Raw genomic sequence first — 13,558 nt, 5'->3', positions numbered from 1 at the left:
GAAGACATGGGTGGAGGTAGTCGCGGTGGTTCGTGTCCGGGTGGGATTGCTGTGTCTGAGTGTGGGTTCGGCGGTACTGCTCACTGGTTGTGGCGGTGACGCGCAGTCTGCGCCGACGCCGACCACGCAATCCAGTACGGCAGTCTCGACCACGCCCCAGGTGACGACGACCGTTCCGGTACCTGTCACAACGACGACGATCCCGCCCACAACTGTGCCGCCGACAACCACATTGACGGACGTGCACTTCGAGCGCAACGAGTCTTACTACTTCACTACTCCGGACGGGAACTTCCAGTGCGGCATCATCAGATTGCCCACCCGCATCGAAGCCGGGTGTGAGGGAACGACAACTCCGGTGCCGCCGCGCCCGGACAGTTGCATGGTGAACTGGGGCAACGGAATTCGTGTTCAAGATGAGGGTGAAGGTGCCTTCATGTGCTCTGGTGGCCCGGTGTACATGTCCGGCGGACCCGAAGCTGATCCGGTGCTTCCGCCCGGAACGCCACTGTCTAAGCTGGGCTTCACATGTACTACCACGGCGACGGATGTCTCGTGTGTCAACGAGCAGACCACACACGGATTCACCGTGGCTGCCGATTCCAACGAGGTGTTCTGATGTCCGACGTGAGTGTAGAACCGGCCGACGAGGTCGGTCCGACAGAATGGGGCGAAAACCCGAACGGCGTCGGCCCGTGGGCGGAGTTTCACGGGACGGACCTCCCCACCGACGAGCGTTACGACCCGCTGCTTCTGCTGGAGGGTGACCGTCGAAACGTGTTGGACGAGTACAGGTACTGGACACGCGAGGCGATTGTCGAGGACATCGACTCGCGGCGTCATCCGATGCACGTGGCCATCGAGAATTTTGCCCACGACGCCAACATCGGCACCGTGGTTCGTACCGCCAACGCGTTTGCCGCAGCGGCCGTGCACATCGTGGGCCGGCGACGGTGGAACCGCCGCGGCGCCATGGTCACCGATCGGTACCAACACATCGTTCACCATGCTGACATCGGCGAGTTGGTCGAGTACGCACGTGAGAATTCGCTCACTATCGTTGCCGTCGACAACACCCCCGGATCGGTACCACTCGAAACCGCGAGCCTGCCGAGAGACTGCATTCTGCTGTTCGGCCAGGAGGGTCCAGGAGTGACCGAACTGGCGAAAGAGGTTGCGTCCATGACGGTATCGATTGCACAATTCGGCTCGACCCGCAGCATCAACGCCGGCGTCGCGGCAGGTATCGCGATGCATGCCTGGGTGCGGGAGCACGCGGATCTGCGTAACTCCCGCTGACCTTGCCGGAGTCTGTTAGCTGGGTAGGCGCTAGCGCCGCAGGCTCCGAGGGGACAGGATATGTCTTATGCAGCAAGTGTGGGCGGAACGCGCAGATGCGGCCGAAGGAGCCATTGTCAGTCGGCATCTGCGACGGTTGTGGGCAATGCCGAGAACAGCGCTGGGTGTCGTGGCGTGGCCGGCGGTGCGCCGCGAGCGCATGTTCCGCCCGTGGCATTACTGGTGGCAGGCGCATCTGCTCGATACTGCCGTCGACGCGCTCGAACGTGACCCGACGCCCAAGCGTCGTCGTCGGATTGCCAAGGTTGCCCGCAGCGTCCGGGTCCGCAACGTCAGGTCCTGGACCAACAGCTACTACGACGACATGGCCTGGCTGGGGTTGTCGCTCGAACGCGCCCAACGGCTGTTTGCACTGGACCATCGCAGCGCCGTACAAGCTCTCGAATCTCAACTCTTCGACTCGTGGTCGCCGGAGGACGGTGGCGGAATTCCCTGGTGCAAGGGTTCCGACTTCTACAACACCCCGGCCAACGGCCCGGCCGGGATCATGCTTGCTCGGACTGGCAAGCTGTGGCGAGCTCAGGCGCACGCCGACTGGATCGAGGAGACTCTGCGTGATCCCGAATCGGGCCTGATCTTCGACGGTATCCGCCGCGACGGAACGCTCGAACGGGCCATTTACTCGTATTGCCAAGGAGTCACTCTCGGCCTGGAGACGGAACTGGCGACACGGTTGGGTGAACCGAGGCACCGCGAGCGGGTTCACGCCCTCGTCAACGCGGTCTACGACGGTTTGACCGATCGCGGCGTCATCACCGGAGGCGGCGGCGGTGACGGTGGCCTGTTCAACGCGATCCTGGTGCGGTATCTGGCGTTTGTCGTGGTCAACCTGACCTGGGAGAGCAACGAGGACATTCGGGCGAAGGAGATCGCCGCGCAGATCGTGCTGGCGTCGGCGGAAGCCGCCTGGAAGAACCGCCTCGAGGTGGAGGGGTTACCGCTGTTCGGTCACGACTGGACCCGCGACGCCACGCTGCCGAGGCTTTCCGGGGAACTGGCGACATTCACGGGAGGTTCGGTGCGATCGTCGAGCGTCCCGGAGCGTGACCTGTCAGTGCAGTTGGGCGGCTGGATGCTCATGGAAGCCGCATACGTCGTCTCAGCGGCGGGGTATCCGCGTAAACGCTGAGCGCCAGAGCCTCAGCCGCGTAAACGCTGAGCGCCAGAGCCTCAGCCGGGCAAACGCTAAAGGCGTCAGTCCAGAACTTCCTCGACCTCGACGTCCTCGGCGGGGCGGGCCATTTCCTTGCGGTACTGCCAGATGCCGAGACCGGTGCCGACGACCAGGCTCACGGTCATCACGATCAGGACCGCCGGCAGGAGCCAGGGGACACGATCGAGGAACGAGCCGCCGTAGAAGCCGATCAGCAGCAGAACCGGCGCCCAGATGATTGCGCCGATGGTGCTGGCCACGGTGTACCGCGTGTGGTTCATCTTGGCTGCGCCCGCGACCATCGGGCACAGGGTGCGAATCCAGGGGATCCACCGGGCGATCAGGACAGCCCAGAAGCCGTGTCTCTCCAGCAGGATGTTGACCCGGTGCAGGTTCTTCTCGGTGAAGTATTTGCCACCTTTGCGGGCCTTGATGTGGTTACCCGTTCGGTGACCGATGACGTACCCGACCTGATTGCCGGCAATGGCGGCGATCATGGCGCCCACCGAGAGAGCCCACACATGTCCGGCACCGGATTCGTGGCCGGCCAGCACAATTCCTGCAGTGATGAGGAGAGAATCGCCGGGAAGGAACAACCCCAGAATGATCGCGCATTCGATGAAGACGAATGTCACGACGATGATCCACACCAGCGCAGGACCAGCGGTTTCGAGGGGACCGAAACTGCCGGACGCGAGTGTCATGGTGGTCAGTTTCTTGCCTCGGTTCTGGTGATCAGTGAGTCGGTTCCTCGGTCACGGATTCCGAATTGTCCGTAGTTGAAGTATTCGCCGTTTCACCGCGTCGTGACGCGAGAAGGCGCTTTCCGATTTCGAAAACGATCGGCAGGACAGACACCAGGACGATCAAGATGAAGATGTAGTCGACGTTGTCGCGGATGAATTCGATCTGGCCGAGGAGGTAGCCGAGCATCGTGACGCCGGCACCCCACAGAATGCCACCGACGATGTTGTAGGTGAGGAAGAGCGAGTACTTCATCTTCGATGCGCCGGCGACAACCGGAGCGAACGTGCGCACGATCGGCACGAAGCGGGCCAGGATGATGGTGATCGGGCCGTGCTTTTCGAAGAATGCGTGCGATTCGTCGATGTACTTCTTCTTGAAGAACTTCGCGTCGTCGTTCTTGAACAGCGCAGTTCCACCCTTGGCGCCGATGTAGAAACCGACCTGGTCACCGAGGATCGCGGCAATCGGAATGGTCACCAACAGCACCCACAACGGCGCGAACGGTTCGATCTCGGTGGACTTGGACGCCGCGATCAACCCTGCGGTGAAGAGGAGGGAATCGCCGGGCAGGAGCGGAAACAGTAGGCCGGATTCGATGAAGACCACCAGAAGCAATCCCACCAGAACCCACGTTCCGAAGGAGTTCAAGAGGTTCACGGGATCGAGGAAGCCGGGCAGCAAGGCCAGGTTCGTCACGGATTCAGTTGCTGCCTGCACATTCACGGAGGCCAGACTACCGGGAGCGTCTGAGTGTTTCCCACCGCTGCAGGTCACCGCGTCGTCCACGTCACGGCGAGACCGCAAAGAGACGTGGCGACCACGACTTGCCATACTGCTAGGACCACACGAAGCGCTTTATACATCGTCGAGCGCTCCGAACGACACGTAAATGGAGGACTCCCGCCGTGCCTATCGCAACTCCCGAGGTCTATGCCGAGATGCTGAGTCGGGCCAAGGAGCATTCCTTTGCCTTCCCCGCTATCAACTGTGTCGGCTCCGAATCCATCAACGCAGCCATCAAGGGCTTTGCAGACGCCGGCAGTGACGGCATCATCCAGTTCTCGACCGGCGGTGCCGAGTTCGGTTCCGGTCTGGGCATCAAGGACATGGTTACCGGTGCTGCTGCACTCGCCGAGTTCGCGCACGTGATTGCCGCCAAGTACGACGTCACCATCGCGCTGCACACCGATCACTGCCCGAAGGACAAGCTGGACACGTTTGTGCGTCCACTGCTCGCCATCTCGCAGGAACGCGTCAACGCCGGCCGTAACCCGCTCTTCCAGTCCCACATGTGGGACGGATCGGCTGTCCCGATCGACGAGAACCTGGCGATCGCCAAGGAACTGCTTGCACTGTCGAAAGCTGCAAACATCATCCTCGAGGTCGAGATCGGTGTTGTCGGCGGCGAAGAAGACGGCGTCGAAGCCGAGATCAACGACAAGCTGTACACCTCGAAGGAAGACTTCGAGAAGACGGTCGACGCTCTGGGCGTCGGCGAGCAGGGCAAGTACCTCCTCGCTGCCACCTTCGGCAACGTGCACGGTGTGTACAAGCCGGGCAACGTCAAGCTCAAGCCCGAGGTTCTCGACGAGGGCCAGCGCGTTGCCGCAGCGAAGCTCGGCCTCGCTGCCGGCTCGCAGCCGTTCGACTTCGTGTTCCACGGTGGATCGGGCTCGCTGAAGTCCGAGATCGAGGCTTCGCTGAACTTCGGCGTCGTGAAGATGAACGTCGACACCGACACGCAGTACGCGTTCTCGCGTCCGATCGCGGGTCACTTCTTCACCAACTACGACGGCGTCCTCAAGGTCGACGGTGAGGTCGGAAACAAGAAGGCTTACGACCCGCGCAGCTACCTCAAGAAGGCCGAAGCAGGCATGACTGCTCGTGTCATCGAGGCGTGCAACGACCTGAAGTCGGCCGGCCGCTCGGTGTCCGGAGGCTAGAACTGCTCGATCGAAAAACTGTGCGCGCCCACGAAGTCGAAGACTTCGTGGGCGCGCACAGTTGGTTATGGTTCGAGTGTTTAACCGGTCTGGCTCGGGTCGCAGACCTTCCAGGTTCCGTCCTGGCGTTCCAGATCGAAGGTTCGCCACGACCGTTCCCCGGTTGCCGGGATGCTCGCCTCAACTTGGGCGATAGCAGTGTCGTCGGTGATTCGGACGGCGTCGACGGCGCTGACCTGGGGAATCGTCTTCTGCGTTACCGCATTCTGGTGGACCTGGGCAAAAGCGTCGTCCGGGACGGACTGGTAGTAGTCGGCGAGAGAACCACACGTTGCGGTGCGCAGAGCGGCAATGTCACCGGACGCGAGAGCGTCGACGTACGTGCTGATCGCCGTTTGGACCTTAGCTTCCGGTGAGTTTTCCCCGCTGCTGCTCTCGGACGAGACATACAGAGCGACGCCGATCGCGGCCACGATGGCGACAGCGGCTGCTCCCGCGGCGATGTACCACCCCTTGCCACCGCGCTTCGTCTGCTCCGGCGCGGCCGGCTCGATTCGAGTGGGAAGAGGCTGCTGCGGCGGAATTCCGGCTGCTACTCCGACGCGTTGCGGCGCGGCGCGGACCGGCTGTGGTGCCTTGGGCTGCGGCGACGGACGTGGCGGCGACTGACGTTGCGGTGCCTGGGGCGGCGGCATCTGGGGCTGCTGTGCCTTGGGAATGGCTACGGTTGCGGGCTCAGGCGCCGGGGGCTTCGGAGACGCCTTGGGGATCGCGACGGTGGCGGGTTCAGTCGGCGTCGAACTTTCCGGCGCGCCCTGTTTTTCCGGCGCGCCCTTTGTCGAGTTGTCGTCTTTCGAGTCCGGCACCGGTCATCCTTCGGTCTGGGGCAATTGACGTCCCCAGCGTAACGATCGGTCGAATCCGGTCGTAACGGCGACCACGGGTGAGGCGGTCCGGTGCCCACGGACCGCAGCGGGCACAATAAGCCCATGACCCAATTCGGTGACCTGCTCGGACCCAAGCCCACTCTGCTTCCCGGCGACGACGACGCGGAATCGGCCCTGCTCAACCACGCTGATCCGGCTCAGGTAGCGGCTGATCATCCCACTGCGTCCATCGCGTGGGCTTATCTGGCCGAAGCCGCATTCGAGAGCGGCGCAACCATCACCGCGTACGCCTACGCGCGTACCGGCTACCACCGCGGACTCGATCAGCTTCGTCGCAATGGTTGGAAGGGCTTCGGGCCCGTCCCGTACAGCCATGAGCCCAATCGCGGTTTCCTCCGTTGTGTAGCAGTGCTGGCCAAGGCCGCGCAGTCGATCGGTGAGACAGACGAGTACGCCCGCTGCCTGGACCTGCTCGAGGATTGCGACCCCAACGCTGCCGAAGCGCTTGGCGTCGGTTAGCAGTTTCCGTCCGAGCGCGTCGAGCATCAAGGACCGCGCTCGCAAGTCGGGGCGCCGGCTGAGAACGTCGGCGCTACCGATTCTTCAATGCGCACTGGCCGCAGGGTTGGCGTGGTGGGTTGCCACCACGGTGATCGGGCACCACGCGCCGTTCTTTGCGCCCATTGCCGCTGTCGTGTCGCTCGGGCTGTCGTTGGGTGCTCGCCTGCGTCGCTCGTTCGAGTTGGTGGCCGGTGTGACGGTCGGCATCGGTATCGGCGATCTGATCATTTCCGGTATCGGCAGCGGCGCGTGGCAGATCAGCCTGGTGGTGGTGCTGGCGATGTCGGTGGCGGTCTTGCTGAACAGCGGCCCCATCTTCTCGATGCAGGCCGGTAACTCGGCTGTGCTGGTGGCGACGTTGATTCCGCCAGGGGGTACCGGCGGAATCGACCGCATGATCGACGCACTGGTCGGTGGTTTGGTGGGCATCGCGGTGGTCGCCATCATCCCCACACATCCCGTGCGACGCGCTCGTAAGGATGCAGCGGCGATTCTCGCGACGTCGTCGGAGGTGTTGGCGTTGGTGGCCGACGGATTGCGAGCCAACGATCCGGAGCCGATAGTGAAGGCTCTCCGTAAGGCCCGCGCGACGCAGTCGGCGATCGACGGATTGCGCACCAATCTCAAAGGCGGGCAGGAGATCAGTCGGATCTCGCCGCTGTACTGGAACACTCGCCCGCGGCTCGAACGACTCATGGCGACAGCCGATCCCATCGACAACGCGATGCGCAACATTCGAGTTCTGTCGCGGCGTTCCCTGACGTTGGTCAGGGACGACGAAATTCTTGATCCACGTCTGGTGACCCAGGTGGAGAAATTGTCCAAGGCCGTCGACGTCTTGAGGGAAATGATCCTGGCGGAACCGGGGGAGCAGCCTGATCAGGCGGAGGCCGCCCGGGTGCTACGTTCGGTGGCCAAGGAACTGAAGCCGGCAATTGTGGAGACGGCCGGCCTGTCTGCGACGGTGGTGTTCGCGCAGATCCGCTCGCTGGTTGTCGACTTACTGCAGGTGGCGGGGATGAAGCGTATTTCGGCAATCGCTACGTTGCCGCCCACTGTGGAGAAACCGGCGTACCAGCCTGAACACTGACCTTTGTCCCGCTCACCGAGCAACCCGTTGTATATATGCGAATGTATGCATATGATCGGGAGAACTCAGGAGGTAAGCGGTCATATGGGGTCAGGGCACGGTCATTCTCACGGTCACACGGCGGCAGATTCGGTCGGAGTAGGACCGAGTCCGACGCGCATCCGGAAGATGGTGATCGCACTCGCGATCCTGGTTGCCTTCCTCGTTCTCGAGGCGACCGTCGGCTTGCTCATCGGCTCACTGGCTCTGCTCGCCGACGCCGGCCACATGCTCACCGATGTTGTCGGCATGGCCATGGGGTTGACAGCGCTTCTGCTCGCCAAGAAGGGGAGCACCACCGCTGCACGGACTTTCGGCTGGCATCGCGCCGAGGTCCTCACAGCGATGGCCAACGCGGCCATGCTCTTGGCCGTTGCGGCGTGGGTGATGTACGAGGCCATCGGCCGCATCGGTGACGAACCCGAGATTCCCGGCGGTGCCCTCATCATCACTGCGGCAGCGGGTCTGCTCGCCAATATCGTGGTCATGCTCATGTTGCGTGGCGACTCCAAGGACAGCCTCGCCGTGCGCGGCGCCTACCTCGAAGTGCTCGCGGATGCCGTTGGCAGCGTTGGCGTTCTGATCGCCGGCGCTGTGGTCCTACTGTTCGGCTGGACGTGGGCAGACATCGTTGTCGGTGTGCTCATCTCGTTGTGGGTGGTTCCCCGTGCTCTCAAGTTGGCGGCCGCGTCGCTGCGCATTCTGACGCAGGCGTCGCCGGCCGATGTCGATGTCGAAACCGTCGAAGCCGATCTGGCCGCGCTACCCAATGTCAAGGGCGTGCACGATCTGCACATCTGGACCCTGACGACGGGAATGGACGTTGCGACAGTGCATTTGACCAGCGACGCCGATTCTTCCCACGTTCTCGAATCCGCCCGCGCGGTCTTGGAAAGTCACGGGCTTTCGCACGCGACAGTGCAGGTGGAATCGTGCGCCAACGGCGAGCATTGCGAGAAGAACGTCACTTGGTGAACCGGGTGATCTCCTTTCCCGGCTTCCAGAGGTCCACGTACATATGTTCGTCGTCGACGGTCGTGTGAACCACCTCCCCGATGTCGAGGACAAAGAGGTGCAGGGGTTTCGGAACCTCGTAGGTGTAACTGGCAAGAACGGCCTCGAACTCCTCGCCGGTCACCTCTCGTGCGGTTCCGGCGATCTTCGCGTCGCCACCCTCCATCGTGTGCTCGCCGGGATTGCTGTGGAGGGCGTAGCGTCCGTCGCGGATGAGGTCCTTCGCCTTGAGAGCGCCGAACATCGAGCCGAGCACCAGGCGCCCGTCCAGCATTTCCACCTCGGTGCCACTGACCCGCGGTGAACCGTCCTTGCGCAGCGTTGCGAGCACGTGATGCTTGTGGGCCTTGAATCGAGCTTCGACGGCTGTGGCTAGGGCGGGAACTTCTTCGGAGAACTGCTTCCAGGTGACCATGACGGTCATTCTGCACCCCTATTCCTGACAACTTCTGTCAGTGATTCTCGGTAATGTTCGCTCCATGAGATCCGCGCGCCTGCTTCAACTCATGTTGCGATTGCAGGGCAGTCGAGGAGTTGTAGCCGAGCAGTTGGCCGGCGAGTTCGGGGTGTCGGTACGGACGATCTACCGCGATGTGGCCTCGTTGTCCGCTGCCGGTGTGCCGATCTGGACCGAAAGTGGCCCGGGCGGCGGTATCCGCTTGCTCGACGGCTGGCAATCCAAGCTATCGGGAATGACAGACGACGAGACGTCGGCGCTGATGCTGCTGGGCGTGCCGTCCATCGCCGCCGATCTGGGCCGGACGGATTCCGCGGACGCCGCGGCCGCAAAACTGCTGGATACGATGCCGCCGAGCCTGCGGAAAGGCGCGCGGTTGTGGCAGGACCGCATTCTTGTGGACGTCCCCGGATGGTTCGGTGGCAGCGACGATATCTCGGCACTGCCGACTATTGCGTCCGCGGTGCTGGATTCACGCCGACTACGTTTCACCTACCGTGACAACCAACGGACGGTTGATCCGCTCGGTCTCGTGATCAAGGCCGGGGTCTGGTATCTGGTGGCACGTCTGGGCGGTCGAACTCTGTCGTTTCGGGTCGGCCGAATCACCGGCCCCGTGGTGTGTGACGAATTATCCGACAGGCCTGCGGATTTCGATTTGGCGACATGGTGGGCGGCATCCATGGCGGAGTTCGACCGTTCGCTGTTGCGTTTCAGCTGTCGGATTCGATTGTCGCCCAACGGTTGGCGAAGACTCCCCGAGGCGGTGGGAGTCGAGGCGTCGCGAGTGGTGCCAGGTCCGCCTGATTCGGCCGGATGGATGGACGTCGAATTGAGATTGGAAAGCCCTGAAGTTGCGCTCTCTCAGTTGATCGGTTTGGGTGCGGACGTCGAAGTGCTGGAACCGTTGTCGCTGCGCGATGCAGTGTGCGCGGTGGCGGAGCAGATGGCGGCGCGCCACAGGCACATCGACTAGGCCGTCGCCGATCGCTTTGCCAGCACGCTCGTAATACCCAACTGCGCTGCGACGATCACCGCACCGACCACCAGGCCGAGAGCTGCAGATGCAAGAGTGTTGACGATCCATGCCAGGACTCCGCCGACACCGGCAATATCCTTGACCGCTTCTTCGCCGTGATGAACGGCGTCGTAGAGGGGATGGAAGCCGAGTTCGTCGATGCCGACCAGAAGAATGTGGCCACCCACCCACAGCATTGCGGCGGTGCCCACCACGGAGAGCACCGACATCACGTGTGGCATGCCGCGAACGAGCCCGCGCCCGACCTTGTGAGTGAAACCGGACGACGACTCGGCGATGCGCAAACCGATGTCGTCCATCTTCACGATCAATCCGACAACGCCGTAGACGACAACGGTGATCACCACAGCGACGACGGCAAGAATGATCAGTCGGCTCCAGAAACCTTCACCCGCGATGGTGTTGAGTGCGATCACCATGATCTCGGCCGACAGAATCAGATCGGTACGTACGGCGCCGGAGACAACGGCCTCTTCGTCACGAGGATGCTCGTCTGCGCTCTCGTGATGGTCGCCGTGGCCGAAAATCGCTCCCCAGATTTTGTGGACAGCTTCGTAGCTGAGGTAACAGCCACCCACCATCAGCAGGGGAGTCAGTAGCCCGGGGAGGAACTGGCTGAGCAGCAGCGCGATCGGCAGAATGATCAGCAGCTTGTTGCGCAACGACCCGATCGCGATGCGCTTGATGATCGGCAGTTCGCGTTCGGCCGCCAAGCCGCGCACGTACTGCGGAGTGACAGCCGCGTCGTCGATCACCACGCCGGCAGCCTTGGCCGTTGCCTTACCGGTCGCGGCAGCTACATCGTCGATCGACGCTGCTGCCATCCGAGCCAGAGCGGCGACGTCGTCGAGCAGGGCAAACAGTCCGCCGGCCATCACAGACCTCCAGTGGAATCAGTGGAAAGGGGTGGCCGGACGGATCCGGTAACGCAGTTGCTTGATCGCACGAAGTCTCTATCCCATTGAACGTCGGAGGCGGCGGCAGGTCACCTCGAACGATACCGGCGACTTCGCAGCGTGAGTAGCGCAGACCCGACGTCAACTCTGCAGAGATCGTTGCGTTAAGGGCTTCCGGGCTAGTTGTTCGCGTGCGAGACTGCACAGGGGATCGACCGAATGGGATCGACCGAATGGGGCATCATGCGCGAACCGGACACAGCACAGGTCGCCAAGAGTTTCGACGCGATGGCGACTCACTACGACCGACAGATCGGACGCTTCGAGCGCTTTGCACTCGGTGACGCACGTAGATGGGCAGTCGACAAAGCGCGCGGCCGCGTCGTCGAGATTGCCGTCGGTACCGGCCTGAACTTGCCGCTCTACGGTAAGGACGTCGACTATGTCATCGGAGTGGACATCTCGAAAGCGATGCTCGATCAGGCCCGCGCCAGGGTCTCCGAGGGTGTGAGCACAAGCGTCGACCTTCGGTACGGAGACGTGCAGGAACTGGATATCCCCGACGAGTGCGTCGATACGCTGCTGTCCACCTACGCGTTCTGCACGATTCCTGATCCGGGCCGAGCTGCAGTCGAGGCCTTCCGCGTTTTGGTGCCCGGCGGTCGATTTGTACTGGCGGAACACGGGCCGAGCACCAATGTTTTTGCGCGGGCCGTGATGAAGGTGGTGGAACCGCTTTTTGTGCGTTTCGGTTCCGACCACCTCACTCGCGATCCCATCGGATACCTCGAGGACGCGGGTTTCCTGATCGACGAAGTGCAGCGCAGCGGACGGGGCGGGGTCGTGTTCCGGGTAGTGGCGAGCAAGCCGGATCCCGAATGGACGGCGTTGGGTCACTGACTGACGGGCCGGACCTTGCCGGACTACTCGACAGGTACGGTCTGCTGCGGCACTGACTTCGTGCTGGCTGACTTCGTGCCGGCGGTATCCGTGCTGGAGGTGGGAGTCATCCCGAGTGATGCGACTGCGGATGCAACAGCAATTGCGACGATGACCCACCACGCTTGTCGGAAGGTGTTGTAGTCGACCGCGCTTCCGAGGACTGCGATCAGGATGCTCACGCCAAGCACAGTACCGATCTGACGGCTCATGCTGATGACGGCGCTGCCCGTGGCCGATCGCGCAGCGGGTAGGTCGGCAGTTGCCTGCGAGAGGATGGTGGGCAGAGCGAGGCCGACGCCGATCCCGGTGACGATCCACCCCGGCAGCAGTTGGGTGGCGTAGTGCGGTGTCGTGTCCACCGACAGCAGGACAAAGAGTGTGCCGGCTGCCCAGAGCGCGCTGCCCAGAGAGGCTACTCGGCCGGCGGAGTATTTGCGCGTGAGGGCTCCGCCCACGATGGCAAACAACGGAACCATCATCGGACCGGGAGCGACCGCAAATCCGGTTCGCAGTGCCGAGTATCCCCAGACTTCTTGCAACCACAGGATATTCGCGAGAAGTCCGGCCGCGAATGTGGCGCTGAACAAGATGGCGGTGATATTCGACCAGGCAAACGAGCGGACTTTCAGGAGATCCGGCGCGATCAGCGGAGCGGAGTGGCGGGAGTTGCTCCACCAGAAGGCAATCAGAGTGACCGCGGCGAGTGCAAAGGCAGTAACGATGCGCGGGTCTGTCCATCCCCAGTCAGGACCCTGAACCAGTGCGAGAGCAAGAGCGCCGATGCCGACGGTGAGGAGTGCGGCGCCGGCCAGGTCCATTCCTGCATCGGGGTCCTTCTCCGCGGCATCCGGGACCAGTCGAACGGCGAAGTAGAGCAGCACAATCCCGATGGGAACGTTGATCAGGAACACCCAGTGCCACGACGCCTCCACGAGCATGCCGCCGACAACGGGGCCGAATGCCGCTGCCGCAGCGCCGGAAGCGGCCCAGATGCGAACGCCGGATTGGCGTTTCGCGGCCGGGAGTGCGTTGATCAGAAGTCCGAGGCTGGCCGGGGTGAGTGCTGCAGCGCCCACGGCCTGGACGATGCGGAATGTCACGAGCATCCACAGTGACGGGCTGAAAGCGCAAGCGGCACTGGCGAGAGTGAAGAGTGCGAGACCGGCGATGAACGCTCGTTTGGGGCCGATGCGGTCAGCCCAACGCCCGAGTGGGATGAGCAGTGCGGCGTAGACGATTGCGTATCCGTTGAGGATCCAGCTGAACTCGCCGAGTGAATGTCCGGGAAAGCTCTCGGCGATGTCGCCGAAGGCCACATTGACGACAAAGAGATCGAGGCTCGCAACAAATGGTGCTCCCGACAGGATTGCCAGAAGTGGGCCCGTCCTGACGGGCTGACTGTTGAGTTCCATAGTCAGGAACCTAAACCCT

The 13,558-nt window shown here is 62.7% G+C and carries 15 protein-coding genes; 9 read left to right on the top strand and 6 right to left on the bottom strand.

What is annotated here, in order from left to right; all coding sequences use genetic code 11:
* The first annotated feature begins 25 nt into the window (after positions 1–25).
* The 3 genes from CJ178_RS12765 (at position 26) to CJ178_RS12755 (ending at position 2,488) form a co-directional block, all read left to right on the top strand.
* Positions 26–619, top strand: coding sequence for a DUF6636 domain-containing protein (locus tag CJ178_RS12765; protein WP_095887955.1), 594 nt, complete (start codon positions 26–28; stop codon positions 617–619).
* Positions 619–1,299, top strand: a complete 681-nt coding sequence (locus tag CJ178_RS12760) for a TrmH family RNA methyltransferase (RefSeq protein WP_045064099.1) — start codon at positions 619–621, stop codon at positions 1,297–1,299. Before CJ178_RS12765 ends, CJ178_RS12760 begins: the two co-directional genes overlap by 1 nt.
* Before the next feature lie 67 nt (positions 1,300–1,366).
* The gene (locus CJ178_RS12755) at positions 1,367–2,488 is read left to right on the top strand and encodes a glycoside hydrolase family 76 protein (protein ID WP_095886821.1); all 1,122 of its coding nucleotides are present in this window, start codon (positions 1,367–1,369) and stop codon (positions 2,486–2,488) included.
* Between the two features lie 65 nt (positions 2,489–2,553).
* On the opposite strand, the gene CJ178_RS12750 is transcribed toward CJ178_RS12755, so the two are convergent.
* Together CJ178_RS12750 and CJ178_RS12745 are read right to left on the bottom strand one after the other, a co-directional pair.
* Entirely contained in the window at positions 2,554–3,216 is a 663-nt protein-coding gene (locus CJ178_RS12750; protein ID WP_033235666.1) for a DedA family protein, read from the bottom strand.
* Positions 3,217–3,247: 31 nt separating this feature from the next.
* A complete protein-coding gene (locus CJ178_RS12745; RefSeq protein ID WP_033235665.1) occupies positions 3,248–3,982 on the bottom strand; it encodes a VTT domain-containing protein in 735 nt (244 codons plus the stop codon).
* Positions 3,983–4,164: 182 nt separating this feature from the next.
* On the opposite strand from CJ178_RS12745, the gene fbaA reads away from it, so the two are divergent.
* Complete coding sequence (gene fbaA, locus CJ178_RS12740; RefSeq protein WP_033235664.1) at positions 4,165–5,202, top strand: class II fructose-bisphosphate aldolase; 1,038 nt, start codon at positions 4,165–4,167, stop codon at positions 5,200–5,202.
* An 80-nt stretch (positions 5,203–5,282) separates the two neighbouring features.
* On the opposite strand, the gene CJ178_RS12735 is transcribed toward fbaA, so the two are convergent.
* The gene (locus CJ178_RS12735) at positions 5,283–6,068 is read right to left on the bottom strand and encodes an Rv0361 family membrane protein (protein WP_033235663.1); all 786 of its coding nucleotides are present in this window, start codon (positions 6,066–6,068) and stop codon (positions 5,283–5,285) included.
* Positions 6,069–6,191: 123 nt separating this feature from the next.
* Between CJ178_RS12735 and CJ178_RS12730 the strand changes: the two genes are divergently transcribed.
* The 3 genes from CJ178_RS12730 to CJ178_RS12720 all read left to right on the top strand — a co-directional run bounded on the left by CJ178_RS12730 (position 6,192) and on the right by CJ178_RS12720 (position 8,754).
* Positions 6,192–6,608, top strand: coding sequence for a DUF3151 domain-containing protein (locus CJ178_RS12730; RefSeq protein WP_033235662.1), 417 nt, complete (start codon positions 6,192–6,194; stop codon positions 6,606–6,608).
* Positions 6,595–7,740: an FUSC family protein gene (locus CJ178_RS12725; protein WP_033235661.1), complete on the top strand. Its 1,146-nt coding sequence runs from the start codon at positions 6,595–6,597 to the stop codon at positions 7,738–7,740. The genes CJ178_RS12730 and CJ178_RS12725 overlap by 14 nt, the downstream gene beginning before the upstream one ends.
* A gap of 84 nt (positions 7,741–7,824) precedes the next feature.
* A complete protein-coding gene (locus tag CJ178_RS12720) occupies positions 7,825–8,754 on the top strand; it encodes a cation diffusion facilitator family transporter (protein ID WP_095886820.1) in 930 nt (309 codons plus the stop codon).
* Here CJ178_RS12720 and CJ178_RS12715 read toward each other — a convergent pair.
* Complete coding sequence (locus tag CJ178_RS12715; protein ID WP_179300821.1) at positions 8,744–9,208, bottom strand: pyridoxamine 5'-phosphate oxidase family protein; 465 nt, start codon at positions 9,206–9,208, stop codon at positions 8,744–8,746. The two genes, CJ178_RS12720 and CJ178_RS12715, sit on opposite strands and share 11 nt — an antisense overlap.
* Positions 9,209–9,272: 64 nt before the next feature.
* Here CJ178_RS12715 and CJ178_RS12710 point away from each other — a divergent pair, with 64 nt between their 5' ends.
* Positions 9,273–10,226, top strand: coding sequence for a helix-turn-helix transcriptional regulator (locus CJ178_RS12710; protein ID WP_095886818.1), 954 nt, complete (start codon positions 9,273–9,275; stop codon positions 10,224–10,226).
* Here the strand turns inward: CJ178_RS12710 and CJ178_RS12705 are convergent.
* On the bottom strand, positions 10,223–11,164 hold the full coding sequence (locus CJ178_RS12705; RefSeq protein ID WP_033235659.1) for a DUF808 domain-containing protein: 942 nt from the start codon (positions 11,162–11,164) through the stop codon (positions 10,223–10,225). The genes CJ178_RS12710 and CJ178_RS12705 overlap by 4 nt on opposite strands.
* 240 nt (positions 11,165–11,404) lie before the next feature.
* Between CJ178_RS12705 and CJ178_RS12700 the strand changes: the two genes are divergently transcribed.
* Positions 11,405–12,085: a class I SAM-dependent methyltransferase gene (locus CJ178_RS12700; RefSeq protein ID WP_033235658.1), complete on the top strand. Its 681-nt coding sequence runs from the start codon at positions 11,405–11,407 to the stop codon at positions 12,083–12,085.
* 23 nt (positions 12,086–12,108) lie between these two features.
* On the opposite strand, the gene CJ178_RS12695 is transcribed toward CJ178_RS12700, so the two are convergent.
* Positions 12,109–13,539, bottom strand: a complete 1,431-nt coding sequence (locus CJ178_RS12695) for an MFS transporter (RefSeq protein ID WP_095886817.1) — start codon at positions 13,537–13,539, stop codon at positions 12,109–12,111.
* Between the last annotated feature and the right edge of the window lie 19 nt (positions 13,540–13,558).

The organism is Rhodococcus sp. ACPA4 (genome assembly GCF_002300185.1).
In the GTDB taxonomy this organism is placed as follows: domain Bacteria; phylum Actinomycetota; class Actinomycetes; order Mycobacteriales; family Mycobacteriaceae; genus Rhodococcus_F; species Rhodococcus_F globerula.
The sequence above is the reverse complement of the archived record's forward strand: the minus strand, read 5'-3'. Positions and strand labels throughout refer to the sequence as shown.